General features: G+C 44.0%; 14 protein-coding genes and 1 pseudogene. 7 read left to right on the top strand and 8 right to left on the bottom strand.

Translation table 11 applies throughout. From position 1 onward, the window contains the following. Positions 1-202 precede the first annotated feature (202 nt). The 7 genes from UF05_RS22140 to aspT form a co-directional block, all read right to left on the bottom strand. Positions 203-1369 carry a BamA/TamA family outer membrane protein gene (locus UF05_RS22140; RefSeq protein ID WP_025633222.1) on the bottom strand — a complete coding sequence of 389 codons (1167 nt, stop codon included), beginning with the start codon at positions 1367-1369 and terminating at the stop codon, positions 203-205. A 253-nt stretch (positions 1370-1622) separates the two neighbouring features. Continuing rightward, positions 1623-2534: a LysR family transcriptional regulator gene (locus tag UF05_RS22135; protein ID WP_020840727.1), complete on the bottom strand. Its 912-nt coding sequence runs from the start codon at positions 2532-2534 to the stop codon at positions 1623-1625. A 135-nt stretch (positions 2535-2669) separates the two neighbouring features. Then, the gene (locus UF05_RS22130) at positions 2670-3098 is read right to left on the bottom strand and encodes a hypothetical protein (protein WP_025632046.1); all 429 of its coding nucleotides are present in this window, start codon (positions 3096-3098) and stop codon (positions 2670-2672) included. Between the two features lie 17 nt (positions 3099-3115). Further along, positions 3116-4285: a patatin-like phospholipase family protein gene (locus tag UF05_RS22125; RefSeq protein WP_045545120.1), complete on the bottom strand. Its 1170-nt coding sequence runs from the start codon at positions 4283-4285 to the stop codon at positions 3116-3118. 202 nt (positions 4286-4487) lie between these two features. Next, complete coding sequence (pdxY, locus tag UF05_RS22120) at positions 4488-5345, bottom strand: pyridoxal kinase PdxY (RefSeq protein ID WP_045545119.1); 858 nt, start codon at positions 5343-5345, stop codon at positions 4488-4490. Positions 5346-5469: 124 nt separating this feature from the next. Then, positions 5470-7065 carry a bifunctional aspartate transaminase/aspartate 4-decarboxylase gene (locus UF05_RS22115; RefSeq protein ID WP_020840731.1) on the bottom strand — a complete coding sequence of 532 codons (1596 nt, stop codon included), beginning with the start codon at positions 7063-7065 and terminating at the stop codon, positions 5470-5472. A 95-nt stretch (positions 7066-7160) separates the two neighbouring features. Next, entirely contained in the window at positions 7161-8876 is a 1716-nt protein-coding gene (gene aspT, locus UF05_RS22110; RefSeq protein ID WP_020840732.1) for an aspartate-alanine antiporter, read from the bottom strand. Between the two features lie 425 nt (positions 8877-9301). On the opposite strand from aspT, the gene UF05_RS22100 reads away from it, so the two are divergent. The 6 genes from UF05_RS22100 to UF05_RS22075 all read left to right on the top strand — a co-directional run bounded on the left by UF05_RS22100 (position 9302) and on the right by UF05_RS22075 (position 17522). Beyond that, positions 9302-9514 (top strand): DUF1656 domain-containing protein, encoded by a 213-nt coding sequence (locus tag UF05_RS22100; protein WP_020840734.1) that lies wholly within the window; start codon positions 9302-9304, stop codon positions 9512-9514. Positions 9515-9524: 10 nt separating this feature from the next. Continuing rightward, the gene (locus UF05_RS22095) at positions 9525-10385 is read left to right on the top strand and encodes an HlyD family secretion protein (protein ID WP_045545118.1); all 861 of its coding nucleotides are present in this window, start codon (positions 9525-9527) and stop codon (positions 10383-10385) included. Positions 10386-10398: 13 nt separating this feature from the next. Next, positions 10399-11754 (top strand): FUSC family protein, encoded by a 1356-nt coding sequence (locus UF05_RS22090; protein ID WP_020840736.1) that lies wholly within the window; start codon positions 10399-10401, stop codon positions 11752-11754. A 302-nt stretch (positions 11755-12056) separates the two neighbouring features. Further along, positions 12057-13709: a hypothetical protein gene (locus UF05_RS22085; RefSeq protein ID WP_031817764.1), complete on the top strand. Its 1653-nt coding sequence runs from the start codon at positions 12057-12059 to the stop codon at positions 13707-13709. A gap of 220 nt (positions 13710-13929) precedes the next feature. Continuing rightward, positions 13930-15969: a carboxylesterase family protein gene (locus UF05_RS22080; protein WP_045545117.1), complete on the top strand. Its 2040-nt coding sequence runs from the start codon at positions 13930-13932 to the stop codon at positions 15967-15969. A gap of 101 nt (positions 15970-16070) precedes the next feature. Then, positions 16071-17522 carry a phospholipase D family protein gene (locus UF05_RS22075; protein ID WP_045545116.1) on the top strand — a complete coding sequence of 484 codons (1452 nt, stop codon included), beginning with the start codon at positions 16071-16073 and terminating at the stop codon, positions 17520-17522. 58 nt (positions 17523-17580) lie between these two features. On the opposite strand, the gene UF05_RS22070 is transcribed toward UF05_RS22075, so the two are convergent. Next, entirely contained in the window at positions 17581-19287 is a 1707-nt protein-coding gene (locus UF05_RS22070; RefSeq protein WP_043037631.1) for an autotransporter assembly complex protein TamA, read from the bottom strand. Between the two features lie 226 nt (positions 19288-19513). On the opposite strand from UF05_RS22070, the pseudogene UF05_RS25295 reads away from it, so the two are divergent. Further along, positions 19514-20073 (top strand): annotated as a pseudogene (locus UF05_RS25295) (IS3 family transposase); the annotation flags it as partial.

The following is a 20073-nucleotide window of genomic DNA, read 5'->3' as shown; positions in this document are numbered from 1 at the left end:
TTCATTCTCTTTGAGATATGAAATACTTTTACTGACTTAACCTTGATAATAATCATCATCTTCAAATGTTGTGAAAACATTAGGGCCTTGTTCAAATAAATATGAGACTTCCTTTCTAAAAGGATGAAGTTCATTTCGTGGCGTTGATTGAATAACCACCGACTTGATAGACACCTTTTCGTTAGACTGACTCGGTGACAATTCAAAAGCCACTGCCTACATTGAAATAGATAGCACTTTCTTCATCACTCACCGCATAGTCCATGCCTATGTGTAGACCATATCGACGAGCAATTTGATAACGAAAGCCTACGCCACCAGCATTAACTCGGCTGTCTTGTTCATCGCCACTACGTTGGGTCGCTTGACCCGCGCCATAAAACCCACTCACTTTCCAACGATGATTAATGCTGTAAGTAAGTTGAGCTTGCAAGGTTTCGATTTCATCACCTTGGTAACGGTATGAAGAAACACCCCGCAGTGCGACATACGGCTTTGCAGTCGGTGACACCATAGAATCTTTCTGCTCAAAATTTTGGTAGTTGCCAGCCAAACCTAACGTCCATTTTTCCGCAATCGGGATGTAGGCTTCTGCATCAAGGTTAAAAGTACGATAATTATAATCACTGCCTAAAGCATCATCATAAATCATATAGTCAGCAGTCACTTTATACCCTTTGCTAGGGTAAAAGAGATTATCGCGAGTATCGTATTCAGCGAGCACACCTAATCCAGACGTTACAGCTTCACTTCCAAGGGTAAGTTGCATGACCTTATCTATCAGCTTGCTATCCGATTCCACTTTAGACTTCGCCAACATTTGTTTTACACCAAGCATTAATGGCGTATCGGCAATGCGAAATTGCACTTTTTGAGCCAGCACTGCGACCGATGTTTTGGTTCCAAATTTGATTTCCTTCTCAATCGGGCCAAAGGAGATATGTTTATACAAATCCAAGTTAGCCACCCCAACACCACCACCGCCTACATAGCGAATAGAGTCATTAAGCCAAGAGCGTCGGTGCCCACCAAACGCAAACCAAGTACCATTCTCAGTACCTAATGCGCCTGCGACAGTCATTGCACTCGGCACGAGCTGCGCTCCTCCATCTATTGCTGATAACGCTGCTTGTTTTCTTTTGTTTTTCTCTTCTTGCGTTTCATGCAAAAACAAACCAGCGACACCACCTCCATATCCGATAGCTGGCTCGGTAATTAGGATAGGTACTGGTAAAAAACCATGAGCATTCTCTGCAATGTGATGCCCCATATCGAACTGTCCATCAACCGGATCGTAGAAAGAGGCAAGTGACGAGCATGATAACAATGCAGAAAGAGAAATAAGCGCCCCGCTGTATCGGCGATTCATAAAGTTAACCCTCAGATAAAAAAAGCCGGGTAACTAAACCCGGCTGAAAAATCTGCTTCCGTGCAGCGGTCATATGGTAAAAACACTTTTTGCTCTGGGCTTCCCCATAGAGCGAGACTAGAATAAGCCAAAAAAGGAATACCTCACACTCCTATATAGAGGGTGTAATCCATCAAAACTCGAACTTAAAGTTAACTGAAACGAAAACAAGGCTCTAATTGAACCTTGTTAAAAAATTGGATGAGTCTATGAGTTAACGATGGAGACCGTCTTCAAATCGCTTGCGATAATTGTTTATCACGGTGATTAACGACTTTTTTATATCAACAATTTGTTTGGAATGTGGACACCAAAGCGCGAAGCCAAACTTGAAGCCCTCTAGCATCTCATCGGCTTCGACTGGCTCAATGGCGTGACTGGCAAACTCAGTGTTTGCTAATGTTTTAGGAAGTAGCGCCCAACCCAAACCAGCTTCTACCATTTTTATCACCAGAGCAAGTTGATCGACTGCTTCATTGTCTGAGCTGTAAATGATTTTCTCTGCCATGCCTTCTTCAATAAAAGATCGCAATACAAATTGCTTGCTGTTTTTCAGAGCCACCAGGACTGCACTTTTCTCCAACCTAGAGAGCTCTCCACCTTTTTGAACAAAAGGGAAAAACTCGAAATGCCCAAGGAAGGTACCATCAAAGCTATACATCGCCTGACGGTCATGCACATTAACGATACCAAAATGGTATTCGCCACTATCTATGCCTCTTTTGATGTCCTGTTTATTCCTAACAAAAAAGTTCACGCGCATTAACGGAAAATCGCGAAGCAATTGCTGGCGGATTTCAACCAAAGCGCGATGAGGAATCACACTAGAATAAGCGATGTTGACGCTTTCTAATCCACCATAAGAGAGGCTTAGCGCCAATTTATCGAAAGTACGCGCTTGCTCGATGGTTAATTTAGCATAGTGGTAAAGAAGGTGACCATCTTCTGTTGGCTCTACCGAACGCCCTACTCGTTCAAACAAGTTGACCGCAAGTTGGTCTTCAAGGTTGGTAATCACCTGCCCTATCGTGGTTCGGTGCTTATTGAGTTTGATCGCTGCTTTACTAAACGAGAGTTGTTCATAAACGGTCACGAACGCGAGAAGTTGTTCAAAACTAAAGTTCATAGGTTGCGCTTCCTTTCTAGAGTTATTTAATTAAAAATATAATAACATTACTATTTGGTAACGATAGCAAACTATGTTTGAATTCCTTCTCGTCGACATAAAAAAACCTACTAAAATTAGTAGGTTTTCTCCATCTTAGTTGTACTCAACAACGCGAGCTAAATAGTTAAATTCACCAGAGTCACCATGGTAATCGCGGTAGACATCGACACTAAAATACTTAGGTTGATCAGCTTGAATGTGGTCAACGATCTTCTGTTCTAGTGACGCCAACGTCTCACCGGTTTTCGAATACACAAACTGCTTATTCACTTTTTCCAATTTGCGTTGCTTCGCTTGTTTGTGTGACACATAATTGTTGATCTCTTCCCATTTGCCAACGTACTCAACCGCAACGTAACTCGAGTTCTCATCAATCATGATAAAGGCAGCACCTTCTTCTTTGATTGCAGAGAGTTGCTGCATGTCACTATCCACTTTTTGCTGATCAAGTTGGGCACCACTTTGTGCAAATGCAGTAGCGGAAGCAGTAAGCATCATTAGTATTATAAGGGCTTTTTTCATTGTGTTGTTTTCCTGTATTAAGGGAGTTCAGTCACCCAAAGTTGTCCCTGAGTGGCTTTTTTGAATCCATATTCGTAAATTGTCAGCAAGTAGTGTGAGTCGAACATATCTTTCGTCACTTTTGCGTATCCGAAATCTTGGTCGATATAGGTAAACTGCATCTCAATATCGTTGTTTTCACTGATGTATTTCATGCGATACAAATCACCACGTGCTTGCGCTAACGTAAGGCTTGAGACGCTTTTCGATACAAGGTCAAAACCTTTGTCTTTTAATGGTCGATAAGCAGCTTTCAGTTCGCCGTTCCGAATCACATCCAGCTGCGGCGCCTTTTCTAACCCCAATGCCTCCGAGATTTGGTGGTAGTTAAAGTTAGACGGATTAAAGAACACTTGAGCCGCGAGACCACCGTCTACGTGCAACTCTTCTAATGTTTCTTCTCCATACTCAACATCGATAAATTGCGGAGGGAAGACACCTGGAATCGATGCACTCGCTGCAAGCACTTTGTATATCAATTCAGATTTGTCCGCTAAGTCACTATTCGCAATAGCGCCAATGTTCCAAATCACCAATTCGCCTGAATCAAAATGGGTACTGCCGATAAAAAGGCGCTTTCCATTGCGATGTTGCTGTGCCATCGCTTCAATCATTGGCTCTGGGTACGCGTCTGCAATGAAATCATAAAGGGTTTCACCATCTGTAAAGGCGTCCTTAAACAGCGTGTTTAAGAAGTTCTTTTTACCCAAAACGTTTTTATCGTTGATGTTGAGCATCACCTCTTTCATCTTTGGCATCGCTTCGCCACCGGTGAAAACAAACGGGGCAATCAAGGCACCCGCACTGATCCCCGTGATGATGGCGTAATCTTTCAGTTCACCTTTCTCTTGTAAGCCCATCAAAACACCTGCACCGTATGCACCATTTACGCCGCCCCCTGATAACGCCAAAATATTGAGTTGGTCACCCGTCACTTTGATCGGTGTGGTTTTATTATGCGTCGAATAGAGAAAATCGGGCGCTTCATTGGCCCACATTCGAAATGGTTCTTGTGGTGTTGAACTGGCAAGCTCGACATCTTTATAGTTGCTCTGAGAAACGCGCACATCCAGCGTATGGGGTGAACTGCACGCCGCTACCAATAGAGAGAGCGCTACAGTCACACCAGAGGAAATTAAACGATTCATAATTAGTCTCATTTAATGTTCTCTGGTTCATGACCAGAGACTCAGTTTGAAGTTAATGGGGTCAAAATGAAGTCCGTTTCGTCGTATGGCGGTACTATAGCCAAGCGCATTAAATAACCGTAATCGCTGATGTAGGATGCTATCCATCAATGCAATGACGACTAATTTCTATAGTGTTTAGCTAAACTACTACGCTGTTGCGCTAAGCAATTTTTACGATGTTGAACTCATGAGTCGGCTCGACAAATTCATATTGAGCGTTGATCGTCTGCAGTTCCCATGTGCCATAGCCTTTAGTGATTTCTAATACACCATAAACTGCATTGTGAGCGTGACGAAATGACGCAACTGGAGACATATTCTTCACCAAACAAGCAGTAAAAATGGCGGAAATCAAATCCCCGACTCCAACCGGTTGCAAATCAAAGTCAATGCTTGGACGCTGGGCCAAATAACATGCTTTCGGCATCGCTAGAATCATACTGAAAGCATCATCCTTTAATGCATGAAGGTGTTTCACCAGCACCATTTTCGGTCCCAGATCCAAAGCTTTTTTACAAGCGGTGACCGCATCATAAATTGAGTCTATTTTCACGCCAGTCAACTCACTCAATTCAAACTGGTTTGGAATAATCACATCAGCGATGGGCAACAAGTTTTGTCTGATAGCCTCTTTGACACCATCTTCTACAATACAGCCCTTATCTGGGTCCCCCATGACAGGGTCACACACATAGAGTGCGCTGTGGTTACGGTCCTTTACCAAACTTACCGCTTCAGCAACCGCTCGACATTGTTCTGCGCTGCCTTGATAGCCGGACAATACCGCGCCACATTCACTGAGCTTTTCAATGTTGTCTAAACCACGCATTAATGAACGAATATCATCAGAACCAAATTTTTGTCCCGTCCAACCTTGTTGATATTGTGTGTGATTAGAGAACTGAACCGTATGAATTGGCCATACCTCAAGCCCCATTCTTTGCATTGGGAAGACAGCGGAGCTATTACCTGCGTGGCCATAGACCACATGAGATTGAATAGAAATAATACTTTTCATAAGTCACTCTTAGTTGCGAAATTTGTTAGCTTGGCGACCAAATAAACACAATGTACGACACTGTGCTTATTTGGTCGGAATAGCCTCGACAACGCCGAGGCTTATTCTTATTGGGCTAGATTAATTAGCCTTGGAACTCGGCAAAGTACTCATCCAACACTTTGCGCGTTGCACGACCAATGAGCTCGTATTCGTGGTGAGTAAGGTTTGCCAGGGAAACACGAACTGAAGCATGAACTACATCGAAGCCTTTGCCCGGAAGTAAGATAACGCCGGTTTCATGTGCAAGGCGGAACAGGAAGTCTTTGCCCTTCTCGTTCGCTTTGAACCATTCAACAAAGACTGGTCCGTACAATTTACCGCCCAGAGTATCGAGCTCAAGCAGTGTGTAGTAGTCCACACGATCTTTGTTTTCTTCAATTTCTACACCCATGTTTTTGTACAGGGTTTTGTAACGCTCACGGATGATGCGTTTGCATGCTGCTTTGTAGTTTTGCTCTGAGTCCATTAGGCAGTTCAGAGCGAACAGTGCCATTTGAACTTGTTGAGGAAGCGACAAACCTGCCGTGTGGTTAAGTGCAACGCTGCGGCTATCGGCTACGATACGGTCAATAAACTTGATTTCACGAGGTTCCGGAGTTAGCGTTTTGTAACGATCGTCCAACTCAAGTTGACGCGCTTCTGGAAGGCTACGCATTGCGTCGTCAAACACGTTGTTGTGCTGAATCGCAATCGAGCCTAAGCGCCAACCTGTTGCACCGAAGTATTTAGAGAACGAGTATACACAAAGCGTGTTGTATGGCAGTTTCGCAAACAGTGATACAAAATCGTCTGCAAACGTGCCGTATACGTCATCAGTAATGATGAATAAATCACTGCGTTGCTCATTGACGAAGTTCGTTAAGTTATCTAGCGTCTCATCCGAGAATTTTACTGATGCTGGGTTCGCAGGGTTAACGACACAAAGCAGTTTGATGTCTGTATCCGCCAGTTTCTGGATTTCAGACATTGGTAGTTGCCATGTTGTCTCATCAAGGCGTAACTCAACAACCTCCAATTCATATTCAGAAAGCTCCGGGATCTCTAAATAAGGAGTAAAGATTGGCGTGATCAAAGCAACTTTATCGCCTTTTTTGATTAGACCGTTGTTAAACATCGTTTGGAACGTGTAAGTCATTGATGCGGTGCCACCTTCCGTTGCAAACAGATCGAAATCTGTTGTGATCGGCATAGGACCATACATTTCTTCTGCGATGTACTGCTTCACGACGGTTTCAATGTTTGTCAGCATGCGAGGTGGCACTGGGTAGTTACACGCTAGGTATGCGTTAACCAGTTCATTCAAGAATGCTTGCTTCTGTAGACCTAGACGGTCTTTCGCGTAGCTCAACGACTTTTCGATAAACTGCACACCTTGATCTTGCTTATTATTGCTCGCGAACGTGTCAAAACGTTCAACGATACCCATTCCATCTGGAATGCCACCAAAGCCACCATCAAGGTATGAATAGGTACGCTCTGCTTCCATCACCGCGAATTCACCTAAACGAATAAATGCTTTACGTGGTAGTGTCGCTAAAAAATTTGGGTTACCACGACCTGCATCTAATAAAATGCGGTCAGGAACAGTTTGTGCCACTTCAATGAGTTTGTCTTTTAATTCAAATGGGCTTAAATCTGCAAACTTTGAAAAATCAATCGTTGTATTTTGCGTAGTCATAATATTTACCTTAATCTTTTATTTACTGAAATTTGGATAATACTTCCCCTATCGCCTAATTAATTAGGCGATAAGATTTTTCTAATTTATTTAAATCACATGCCTGCGTTTAAAGTAATAATGCCGACAATAATTGGTCCCCATAGGGTGAGCAGTACATTGGCTACTGCATAAGTCACGGTGAATGAGAATACCGGTGTTGCGTTACCTGTTTTTTCCATTAAAGCAGCGAATGCTGGGTTCGCACTTCGTCCACCCGTAACACAACCTAATGCTTCAACTGGGTTCTTAATCTTCAATACAAAGTATGAGAAGAAGAACGAAATAAACTGAGGAATGATGGTGACTGCCATACCTAAGAACAACAGAGACATGCCGTGCTCTTTAATGGTGTCGACCGCTTGAGGGCCAGCCTCAAGACCAACAATACCCACAAATGCTGCCAAACCGAAATCTCGAATGAAGTTCGCCGCACCTACAGGGAACTGAGCAACGTGTGGATTGCGGCTACGCAACCAACCAACAATCAATCCAGATATCAAGCAACCTGCACCAGAACCAATCGTGACGGGAATACCGGCAATCTTAAAGCTGATAAGACCAATTAATAGGCCCACTACCATGCCCATACCTAGCACGATTAAGTCAGTCACGTTTGCTGAGCCCATTCGCTGACCGATGTTTTTCTCAACGCGATTGATGTCTTTTGCTGTACCTGTAAGCTGGATGACGTCGTTTTTCTTCACCACAAGATCCGGCGTCATTGCGATAGAGCTGCCTTCACGAATGTAGTCCGTCACATAAATGCCGCGCATAGAGCCTTGGTTCGAAGCCTCTTTGATCTCTTGCAGTGACTTACCAATCAGTTTGCGGTTGTCAGCAATCAGTTGGCGGTTTTCTTCAATAACTTCATAGCCTTCTGGAAGTGCAATCTCGTTGTCTGCCAAACCATCTTGCAGCTGATGTACCGCATTGCGACGACCAGTGACAACAATGACGTCGCCTTCTTTCAGCGCGGTGTATTTGTCCGCCTCTAGGGCTTTGCCATCGCGTTGAATTAACTCAATACAAGCCGCCAACGATTGTTGATTTAACTGAGCTAAGGTTTTACCTGCTAGCCCGTCATCTTTGCTCACCTTAAATGCTCGTGTAACCAATGCCGTTACTGCATTGAATTCACCCGGTGCTAGCTCGTGCTTGCCATTCGAGTTTTTCTCCTCTAGAGCAATTGCTTCTGCTCGGATATCCCACTTCATCAATGTTGGGAATACCCACGTCACCATAAGAATTGGACCAAGCGAACCAAAGATGTATGTTACTGCGTAGCCCACTGCAACATTGGTCTGCATTAGGTGCTTCGCTTCTTCTGTCACACCGCCAAGACGTGCGATCGCATCACCCGCTGTACCTATGATTGCCGATTGAGTCAAACCACCCGCCGCTAGGCCTGCTGCCGTGCCTCTGTCTAGGTCGAACATCCAAGCAGCTGCTAATACACAAAGCAGGCCGGAAACCGTCATCACAACAGCAGAAAGTAGAATGTTGATGGTTCTAAAATTCAATGCTTTGAAGAACTGCGCGCCACCCTGATACCCTACTGCGTAAATAAAGAGCGCAAAGAAAATGCTTTTTACGCCGGGATCAATATGAACACCAAATTGCCCAATAATTACACCCATTAATAATGTTCCGGCAACACCGCCAAGAACAAATCGACCAATGGTAATTTTACCTACCATATAACCTAGAGAGAGCGTAATAAAGAGAGCAACAAATGGTGCCATTTCAAATAGATTAGAAATAATTTCCATGACAATTTTACTCTTACTAATAAAATAGGACTCAAATAATCTAACGAATAATCTGTCACTCATATTTGTTGGATCATTTAATTTAAAAAGCATCTCGTTTGCTTCGAGGTGAATATTAGGAACAAAATCTCACAACTCGTAATCCTATTTGAAGGATGAAATCATCGCTTCGCGTATTAAAAAGAAAAAATTTACAAATAATCACTAAAATTCAGTAATTTAGCTATAAGCCATGAACATAAGACAAATCAGAAAATAATTTTATTTTTATTTTCACCCTACCGAAAAACCATTTCGTTGCACCATTCTCTCTATATAACGCATCACATCTTTGTTTTGATGGATTAAGCCCTACAAATGCGATTATCACCGCCATCATCATTTGCCTTATCTTTCCATTCATCAAGTTAATAGAGAAAAGCACCATGAACTCAATGCCACATGAACTCGTGTGGGGTGAAGTCTACTTCCCACCCTTGTTGCTGGTGATCACATTGGCTTATATGCTCACCATTTTGGTTGGAACCGTTGCGACAAAACTGGGGCTCCACAAATACGTTGCATTTCCTGCGCTCGCTGAGCTGAGTCTAATTGTGATTTTTACTGGCGTTATTGGTCGATTCATTACCATCTTTTGAGGCAAATCCCGTGATAAAACGTTATCTCATCACGCTGTTATTACTGTGTTCCGCTGGCACCGTGATTTTCAGCTACTACCAATCATACACAAACAACCCTTGGACTAGAGATGGTCAGGTCAGCGCGCACATCGTTTCGATAACGCCCCGTGTAACAGGACAAGTCATTAACGTGTATGCCGAAGACAACTCGCAAGTGAAACAAGGCGATTTATTGTTTGAGATCGACCCAAGTATCTATAAAGCGTCGTATCACAAAGCTTTGGCGACAAAAAGGCAAGCTGTTGCTCTGTTAGCAAAAGCAAAAAACGAAGAACAGCGTGCACTCAAGCTAGAGAAACGCACACCTGGGGCTGTGCCAGTATTAACACTGAACAACCTAAACAATGCGGTAGAAACGGCGGTTGCCAACGTAGAACTCGCGACAGCCAATGTTGAAGAAGCAAAGTTGAACCTCGATTACACCAAGGTTTATGCACCAACCAACGGTTACATTACCAATCTGAACTTACGAGTAGGCTCTCAAGTTGTGGCGAACTCTCCGGTTGTGGCTTTAATTGATGAAGACAGTTTCTGGGTAGAAGGTTACTTCAAAGAAACGGACTTAGTGGGCGTTAATCCTCAAGATACTGCTTACGTGACTTTGATGATGCACAACGATGTGCAACTGAAAGGTGAAATCAAAAGTATTGGCTACGGTATTGCGAAACAAGACGGCAGTACAGGTCAGGCTCTCCTACCTAATGTGAATCCGAACTTCCAATGGATACGCCTAGCTCAACGTATTCCAATTAAGGTAAAGCTGGATGAACTGCCAGACGATCTACAGCTTCGTGTGGGAATGACCGCTTCTATTAAAATCATTAAGTAATTAGGTGATTGTTATGTTCAACCCCTCAACCAAAGAAGCGATCAAAGCTGCGCTATCCATTGTTATCGCAATCTGCCTTGCCTTCTGGTTTCAATGGGAGAAACCTTATTGGTCAGCCATCGCTGTCGCGGTAATGGCGTTGAATGAAAGCTTCGCTCACTCGATAAACAAAGGCCATAACCGGTTACGTGGAACTTTATTGGGCACCGGTTATGCCTTTTTCCTTATCGCGATGTTCTCTCAAGACCGTTTTTTGTTTCTCACCTTTTTCACTCTGTTTCTAGGTATGTGCATTTATATGTCGAGTGACAAAAAATATGGCGATGTGTTTACCGTCGGTTTTTCAGTGTGTTCGATCATCGCCTGTATGGGGGGATTTGATAACCAAGCAACGTTCCACTTCGCTGTACTGCGTATGCAGGAAACCATTCTTGGCGTAATCACGTTCTCTGTGGTGTACCGCTTAGTATGGCCAGTTAACACCGAACAGAACTTCATTCAGCGCTTTGAGACAAGCCGTGATACTTTGCTTAACGCCATGAAAACGCCCAACCAAGTTGATATCAAAGCACTGGAAGCCAACACCGCTAACATAGAGAAATTGTTCCAACTGCTCGGCTTACCGCTTACCGGTGCCTACTACTTGAAAGAGCATCGTCAATTATGGCGCCTGCGCTTAAATGAAATGGCTCAGATCCAAGAGAGACTGCTTGAGCAAGTGGAAAAGCAGCAACGAAGTGAAATCGATTGGCCAACTCTTGCTCAGCAACTTCAATGCTTTGATATTGCCACGCCTAGTACGTCCTTAATCGGTCAAGTACCTTTTGTGGTAAAGGCAGATAGAGACTCTATGTGGCATCATGATCACCGTACTTTCATACAGCATTTGCATGAAGATGGCAGAAAGGTACTGCAAGGTATCTCTATGTTCGTCACTTCATTATTGATCTGGATTTATCTTCCGGTTCCCGGCGGGTTCATATTCCCGATGCTGGCTGCCATATTCTCATCACTCGTCCCTACCATGCCACCAAGCATTATTAAGGATGCTTTTTTTGGTGTCATAGGCACTGGCACAGTGATTCTTCTGCAATACATTTTCTTAATGCCAATGATGACCGAGCTATGGCAACTTGGACTGTTCTACTTCATCAACATCATCGTGATTTGGAAAGTGTTTGCGACACCAAAGCTGATGGTGCACAGAATCTTAGGCGTTAATTTATTGGTTTCTTTGACATCGGGCGCACTCAACTTAACCCCTGTATATCGTATCGAAACACCTTTGCTGATGCTGGTAAACATTATGATCATTTTGATGATTGCCAAGGTATTTACTGATCTGTTCCGTGTTCGCGTTATGGCCTAACTCTCGTCTCTGTTTTTGACACTAAAGCCCTGCATTGCTTCTGCTCTGTGGGGCTTTTATTGCTTTCGCTGACCTTTATTTCGGCCTCATCGATAAAGCGAGGATAGTATCCATCAAAAGCGATTAACGTAATTTCACTGCTCCTCATAAAATCTTCTCATTGATTCAAGAAATGCAATTAAAAACACCGCATTCACAACGTCAATCACAGCAAACACATTTATCTAACTGAACAAGAAGTTCAGTGACACATTAACTGTCTGAGTCTCGAAGGTTTGAGGCTATTCAGAGTGGAAATCGTCATGAGTTTATTTGAAATACGCGCCAGCAAGACCTCTTCTATTACTGTGTTAGCTAGCGCACTAATGCTTACTACACCCACTTTTGGCTTCGCCGCAGAAGAGACAACTTATCGTGAAATCATGGAACAAGGTAGCGAGATATTCGATAAATACGGTATCAGCCATGCTCTACCAAAACTGGCCATCAGTTCTTTGGTACAAGGAGATCATGTAGTTGAACACGCACACCGAACGGTTCAAATCGGTAACGAGGTTCGAGACTCTTCAGTGTTCCTTGTGAAGAACACGGACAGCAAAGGTAACATTGATCTGCGTATCAAATACAACCCTAAAGAACTGGATGAAAACGAAAATTTAATTGATGAAATCGAAAACTTCACACGAACAGAGTACCGCCTTCGTAACTATGCGGAAAGTTTTGACCCCTCATCAGTAAGAGCGAAGGAAGATCAGAACGGCAATGTCATCATCAGCTTCAATTACTCGAAGTACGGTCTTCCTCAAGACATCGCGTATTTCCGCTTTTTGAGTGTAGATATTGAGTTAGTCAATGGTGAGCCGAAGCGTATGATCATTAAAAACAATAAACCGTTTACACATAACAAATACCAAGTAGACACTTACCATCAAGAGATCCAATTCCAGAAGTTGGAATCTGGTAAAATTGCGATTGCCAGCAAACACATCGAGATTGTTGGTTCAAGCAAAAACAAGCCAGTAAATATGGTGAGCACCGTTAAGCCAGTAGCGTTCTATGAAGATAAGCTTGGTGTACAAGTGTTGGATGAGAAACTCTTGAATGAAGTTTCAGACCCACGCATGCGTGAAGCAAGTGTAAAGCTTGACCGCACTTTCCCGTTAATGGGCGATATGGTGCGCCGTCAAGGTATCGATTTGCCTCTGCCGTTTGGCGTGTCGATGGCTTACCGTAACCAGAATATGAACATCCCTTTTAACGATTTCGTTATTGATGGCGTACGTTTGAACGACCTATTCGATCCAGAAGACACTGTTGGTATTGTAAACGCAGAGAGTTTCAGTATTCGTGGTGACGTCAACATCCTTCCTTTTTGGAATGTGTTCGGTTATGTGGGCAAAATCAATGTCGATGCGAACGTGGATGCTGCTTACACAGGCGAAGGTGGCCAGTATCTAAAAGACAAGCTTAATGATCGTCTACCAGGCTTGGGGGATAAGTTCTGCGATGGATTGTCTGCTCTATGTAATCGCGGACGAGTCAATGTGCCGATTCATCTTGAGTACGACTTGCGCGGTGTTGGTACAACGTTATCAGTTGGTTACAAAGAATTCTTTGCTTCCGTCACCGGTACTTACTCCCAAACGCGTTTAAAAGGCGTAGATGATTGGAGTGACGGCATTGTCACGGTTCAGCCAATGCTTGGCTATCAGTTGGTCGACTACCGAACTCAGTTCTTTGTGGGTGCTGAATACCAAGGTTTGGACTCTCGTATGGATGGCCGAGTAAAAACCGGTGATATCGAGTTCGATTACGACATCGGTGTCGAGCTTGACGAGTGGGCATTCCTGGCAGGTTTCAATAAGCAAATAGGTAAGAACTACAACTTGACCATGCTTTACAACAAAGGCGAAACACGTGACTCACTGACCTTGAACTTGGGTTATCGCTTCTAATCGCACAAAGAAACAACACACATTGGTAGGCCATTGGATGGTAGGACTGCATCCTACAAAGGCGATTATTGAACTTGTCATCAATGCCCTACCATTTGAGCCATCAATACAACAAGCCATCCAACCATTCACGGATGAACACCAAAGCGTTAGGACGTCGCTTGTTCGATGCCGTTTAACATTTTCGGTGCACGCACCAAATGACTTTTTGGACATAACAATGACTTTACTCAATCGCTCAACTTTAGCTATTACTATCACTCTTGCCTTAGCTGCCTGTGGTGATGATTCAAGTAAACCAAGCGTTCCTTACAATCCACAGCCGTTGCAACCGTCACCACCAGAGCAAATCTCTTTGGAAATTGGCGATGCGACCATTCAAGCCACCAAAGAGTCTCTTGTCATCACGCCTCTTGATTCAGGTGAAAAACTGGCAGCAGTAGAAGCGTTCAAAGGTATCCAGTTTGCGCAAGCAGACCGCTTTCAACACAGTATTGTCGCACCGCTTGAAGGCAACATTGATGCAACTCAGTTCGGTGATGCGTGTCCTCAGTTAAAAACCACGTTCCAAACACAATCAGAAGATTGCTTGAACCTGAACATTTGGCGCCCAGCCGGGACAGAAGCGTATGCAGATTTACCCGTTTATGTCTTTATTCATGGTGGAGACTTTGAACACGGCGCGGGCTCAGAACCGTTGATTCACGGTGATATGGTGGTTGCACAAGGTGCAGACGATGGTAACCCGTTTATTGCTGTTACTTTTAACTATCGTTTGGGCTTGTTGGGCAGTGTTTGGGTCGATGGTTTGGACAACCCAGAAGGTGGTAACTTTGGTCTAGGCGATCAAAAACACGCGCTTGAATGGGTTCAGCAAAACATAGCGGCATTTGGCGGTAATCCGCAAAACGTGACACTTATGGGTCAAGGGGCAGGTGCAATGTCGGTAGGTATTTTGCAGCAATCAAAAGGCGATGCTGCAATCGCTGGTGAGCACTTTCAACGTGCCATCATGCAAAGCAACGCTTACGGCTTTGAGTACAAAAGTTACGATGTTGCCAAGAGCCAACGACCAGAGCAAAGCGTTGAAGATCTTGCATTAGTACCACTTGATGAGGTCATGAAAGTTCAGAGCGACATGCTTGACCCTATTCAACGCCTTAAGAACTGGGTACTGACCGCTGCGAATATTCCGGTTATAAGTCCAACACGAGACAACAGCCCATTAGCCACGTTGATGCCATTTGCTCCTTACATCGAGCACCGCCCACCGGCGTTTCTAGTGAAAGAAGTACCAGGCCATCACTTTATTGAACAGGCCATTGAGAATGATTGGATCGTACCGACTGTAATTGGCTCAAACAGCGCAGAAAGCAATACTCTGGGCATGCTGCCGAGCCTGACTTTTTTGATCCCTACTATCCTTGAAATCTTGAGCCAAGAAGCGCCAGAAATCATTGAAAGTGGCGATGAGACCTTAATTGTCGAATCCATAGTGGAGTGGCTAGAATCGGAAACAAATCTGAATCGCTTACGCGCGGAATATCGTTCACTACTCAGCGATTCGGCATCGGTTGAACTCGATCTTTCTGACTTATTGGAACTGCTGCCGAGTACAGCATATGAGGCGATGACTAAGTTGTTCTTCGGTTTGGGGAACTCTGATTCGACCACTGAGTTACTTGCTCTGGCTGACTTCTTTCCCAACGATGAACGCGAACTGAATGGTGCGGCCAAAAACATGCAGCAATTCAAAACTGTGTTGCATGATTTGCTCTTCACGGGTCCAAATCGTCATAAGGTCTCACGTGAAGAAGCAACAGGAGCGACACCAAGCTTCTACTACTTTGACTACACACCTGGATTCAACGTATGGACTTACAACACCACAGGTGAAAATGGCGATCTCGATATTGGCGATTTACTTAAGAGCATCAGTTGTATTGTGGCCGCTTGCAATGCATCGGAACTACCATTTGTATTTAACAAAGCATTTAAGCTTGATGGCTCAAGTGTTCGACCAGGCAGCAAAGACAAAGCGATGATGAACAAACTCTCTCGCGTGTGGTTTAGCGAACGTCTATTTGAGGACTTCCAATACAACACCGCGACTGACCGAGTATTGCTGATCGATAACGATGGCGGTATTCAATCCACACAAGACTGGGACAATGCTCATCACTCAGGCATCGATCCGAAACTGCGTAAAGGCCGCCTCAACGGTCTCGAGGAACTTGGGCTGATTCTGAGTCACATGTAACGTCATCCTCAGTCACTAAAAACTCATTACCAAATGTCTAAAAGCCAGTTCGCTGGCTTTTTTCATCCTTATTCCTTGAACATAATTAGGAAGGTTTACTCATGTTTCCTAACGCCCTTCGTGCTCTGCTGATCTTTACCTTCAGCGCGCTATTGGTCGGCTGTGCCCAGCCTTACCCTGAAGTTGAACCGGATTTTGAAGCCAATTGGCAAACTACTCAGCATCAAGCCGATGTTTACTTAATTCCTACCGCTCCAGAAGCCTTTGCTCGTCGCGTTGAACTGGTTAGAAATGCTCAACAAAGCATCGATATGACCTACTTTTCTTGGGAAAGTGATACGCTTGGCTTGATGCTACTCAATGAGCTCAAACATGCAGCGGATCGAGGCGTGCAAGTTCGACTCACTCTCGATGATTTATTGGTGTTTAATGAGAAATGGCTTGCTGATCTCAGCGCTCACAACAACATTCAAATCCGTTTATTCAATCCGTTTGATTCACGTAAGTCAGGCTGGATTGGGCGCGCCATCAACTTCTCTACTCATCAACAACGTTTGGACAATCGTCTACACGAGAAGTATTTCAACGTCGACCATCAATGGATGATTCTAGGTGGACGCAACATTGGCAACGACTATTTTGGTTACAGCCGCAAAGCCAACTTCTTTGATATGGATGTGTTGTTTAAAGGCAGCATCATTCAAGCGTTCGATCAAAACTACCAACAGCTTTGGCACAGCAAGCATGTCACACCAATAGAAAATATCGTTAAAGTAAACCCAAACTATTCCGCGTTTGCCAAAGCAGTCAATAAAGAGGAGATAGACAGAAACATCATTCTGGCTGAAGTTGAAAAACAGGTTAAACAACTGACCAGCCCCAATTTCATCACTGCGCAAGTCACCCCTGTTTTCGATTCATTAAAAAAGTTAGAGAACAACAAGCCTTACTTTAGAAAGCGGGCAGAGCGCCAAGTTTGGCAACAAATAACTACAGCGAACAAAGCGGTGATTTCAACCCCTTACGTGGTACCAAGCAACCATGAGTTTACCTTTATTGATACCTTAATGGAGCAAAAAACGGACATCACTTTAATAACGAACTCCTCTGCTTCTAATGATTCTGGGTTTATTCCGGCTTATTACGAGGAGCACCGTCAAACGTTGTTGGATAAAGGCGTAAATATACTGGAGTACAAAAAACAAGCGAAAAATGACGACCACTACTTCCATGCGGATACTTATTATCACAACAAGACCGTGATACTCGATGATCGGCTGACTTATATAGGCTCATCAAACTTCGACCCGAGATCGGACTTCCTCAATGTGGAATTTGGTGTGTTGCTCCAAAGCGAAACCTTTGCAGAACATGTCATGCACTACTTAACTCGACAACAAGATGAACTGTTTTGGCGAGTATCTCGAGATGAACAAGGCCAAACTCAGTGGCAATCAATGAATGAAACCCATACTAAGAATCCAAACTATGGTGGATGGCACAAAGCGCCTAACTGGATATTCAAGCAACTGAATGGTGAGTTCGAACTCTGAGCCATCAAACATAAAAAAGGCTCTCTATCTACATGGATGAGAGCCTTTTTTATGCCCGCTAAAACTGCGTGCCTAGTGAGAAGTGAACGCGGAATTGGTCTCCTTGAGGAGCATCTAAACCGTAAGCAAAATCCACTTTAACGGGCACGTATTTTGAGTTCCATATCAAACTCAACCCTGTTCCACTTTTCCAATCTACGCTATCGTTGAAGGCATCACCAACATCGTAAAATGCACCAAGCCATAGTTGGTGGTAGACCTGATATTGATATTCCAAACCAGCAGTAAACATGTAACGGGCACCCGTTAAATCGCCATTTTCATCTCTCGGAGAGATTGACTCATAACCATAACCACGAAGGTTGCCATCACCGCCCGCAAAGAAGCGTAATGATGAGGGGATATCGCTCAGAGCGTCAGCGACATTGATACCGACATTCGAACGAAAGTGAAACTTATGTTTTTCGCTGATATCCCAAGACAGCACACTGTTGCCTTCAATACGCAGCAAACGAGAATCCGAGAAAAAGTTCGGATCCGAGTATTCCAATGAGTAAACGTGACGGTGTTTTATTTCTAATTGATCATTCTTGCGATCAAGCAATGAAAACGTTACTCCCGGCAATAGCATCTGTGAGTCGTTATTTTCCGACGCTTGTTGATAACGCTCTTGCAAATAACGAACGTGCATGGTGCTCTGCCAATCACTGTCTAGCTGCCAATGCTTCTCAAACGACAAATCATTTGAAAAACTCGACGTATCTCGATAGTCGACATGCTTAGATTCAAACTGGATCCCGTAGTAATCCGTCAGGACATTTTGGGTCGGAATTTTGTAGCCGAGCAGCAGTGACTGTTCCGGTTTTGAAGCGTACGCTTGTGCCTCAAAACTATGTCCACGTTTGTTATACCAAGGTTTAGTCCAATTCAGCGAAGCACGTAATCCCAAGTCTGTCGAATACCCACCGCCGACTTGCACGATATTGCGTGAATTCGGCTCTGTAAGCACTTCTATTGGCACCTTTTGACCATCGGATATCTCCTCGAAATCCGCTTTCACAATCACACTGCGAAACCAATCCGTACTGGAGAGATCGGCCTGATATTGACTCAATTTCAAAGTGTCAAAATCGTCGCCCCGCTCAAATGTTCTCATCGCTTCTATTCGTGCCGTTTCGATACCCGATGTAAGAACAGACAACTCTCCAAATTGGTAACGAGGACCACTAGAGAAATACAGATTCACATGGGCTTGATTCAAGCTTGGAATGACTTCCAAAGACGATTCAATAAAACGCCCATCTAGATAACCTTTTTGCTGAGCCAATGAAATCAAGTTTCGCTTTAACGTATCGTACTCAGAATGAAGCAACGGCTGCCCTTGTTTAAGTTGAGCTTGATTGATTAGCTCGATAAAATCCTCATCATTGCTAGCCTCTCCAGACACGACGATATTAGATTTTGCCACCAACATCACCTCCCCAGCGTCGACATCAAGCGTGATGAGATCATTCTCCCCTCTCTGAACATTGAGCTCGGAATGATAGTAGCCATAAGGGTTCAATGCTAACCTAACCAACTTACTGAGCTGACTTACGGGAATGTCATTTGCTGAAGTATTCGCTAACGGCATGAGGTAATATTCCAGATTCCTCTCTAGCGGTTTGGATAAACCTTGAATAGTAAATTCTGCAGCCAATACGCCCCCAAAAGGTATGAAGACGAATATAGAAATTCCAACGAGTTTTTGGACGAGAGAAGCCACAAATCTGCCTTAGTGGGTTTGACACCCAACTAGGCTAATCGCACTCAAGAAATCGCGTTAATCGTGTATGTAGGATGAACTCCTACAAATTTAGATATAATGCTTAAAACTCACGTAGGAGTTACACCAGTTTTTTCAATCTAGTCCATGGATCGACATGAAACTGATCCGCACCACCAGTTTTGGACACCGAGTTAAGTGAGTACAATCACTAACGAGGTGAACCATGACAAACAAAAAGAAACGTATTATCCATTCTCCTGAATTTAAAGCCGAAGCCCTGAAGCTAGCAAAGAAAGTGGGTGTGGCTGCGGCAGCAAGACAGCTCTCCTTGCATGAATCTCAGATCTACGGTTGGCGTAAGGCTGTAAAGAAAGACACCACGACCAGTCAGCGAGAGCAAGAGCTAGATATCGTAAAAAAGGCCGCCACCTACTTCGCGAAAAATCTAAAATAGATTGCTATGAATTTATGCTCGAACACCTGCTGTGCTTCAGTGTTGTCCGTATGGCTAAGGTGTTCAGGGTTTCTCTAAGTGGGTTTTATTATTGGATTGAGCATCATCACAAGGCCATCCAGCGCGAGACAATTCGTCAAGAGCTTGATACAAAGGTCAAAGATGCTTTTGACAACAGTAAAGGTCGAGATGGTTCAAGACGTATCCAGAAAGAACTCGCTGAGAACGGTAATAGCCATAATGTTAAAACCATTGCAGCCAGCATGAAGCGTCAGGATTTAACGCCGAAAGCGGCACGCAAGTTTAAGTGTACAACGGACAGCAAGCAT

Source organism: Vibrio sp. S457-15 (genome assembly GCF_000960545.1).
Lineage (GTDB): Bacteria > Pseudomonadota > Gammaproteobacteria > Enterobacterales > Vibrionaceae > Vibrio > Vibrio parahaemolyticus.
This window is presented reverse-complemented; position numbering and strand designations above follow the sequence as displayed.

Coding starts and splice junctions, on each gene's coding strand:
- UF05_RS22140 (WP_025633222.1), bottom strand. CDS start 1,369: ATGAATCGCCGATACAGCGGGGCGCTTATTTCTCTTTCTGCATTGTTA.
- UF05_RS22135 (WP_020840727.1), bottom strand. CDS start 2,534: ATGAACTTTAGTTTTGAACAACTTCTCGCGTTCGTGACCGTTTATGAA.
- UF05_RS22130 (WP_025632046.1), bottom strand. CDS start 3,098: ATGAAAAAAGCCCTTATAATACTAATGATGCTTACTGCTTCCGCTACT.
- UF05_RS22125 (WP_045545120.1), bottom strand. CDS start 4,285: ATGAATCGTTTAATTTCCTCTGGTGTGACTGTAGCGCTCTCTCTATTG.
- pdxY (WP_045545119.1), bottom strand. CDS start 5,345: ATGAAAAGTATTATTTCTATTCAATCTCATGTGGTCTATGGCCACGCA.
- UF05_RS22115 (WP_020840731.1), bottom strand. CDS start 7,065: ATGACTACGCAAAATACAACGATTGATTTTTCAAAGTTTGCAGATTTA.
- aspT (WP_020840732.1), bottom strand. CDS start 8,876: ATGGAAATTATTTCTAATCTATTTGAAATGGCACCATTTGTTGCTCTC.
- UF05_RS22100 (WP_020840734.1), top strand. CDS start 9,302: ATGAACTCAATGCCACATGAACTCGTGTGGGGTGAAGTCTACTTCCCA.
- UF05_RS22090 (WP_020840736.1), top strand. CDS start 10,399: ATGTTCAACCCCTCAACCAAAGAAGCGATCAAAGCTGCGCTATCCATT.
- UF05_RS22085 (WP_031817764.1), top strand. CDS start 12,057: ATGAGTTTATTTGAAATACGCGCCAGCAAGACCTCTTCTATTACTGTG.
- UF05_RS22080 (WP_045545117.1), top strand. CDS start 13,930: ATGACTTTACTCAATCGCTCAACTTTAGCTATTACTATCACTCTTGCC.
- UF05_RS22075 (WP_045545116.1), top strand. CDS start 16,071: ATGTTTCCTAACGCCCTTCGTGCTCTGCTGATCTTTACCTTCAGCGCG.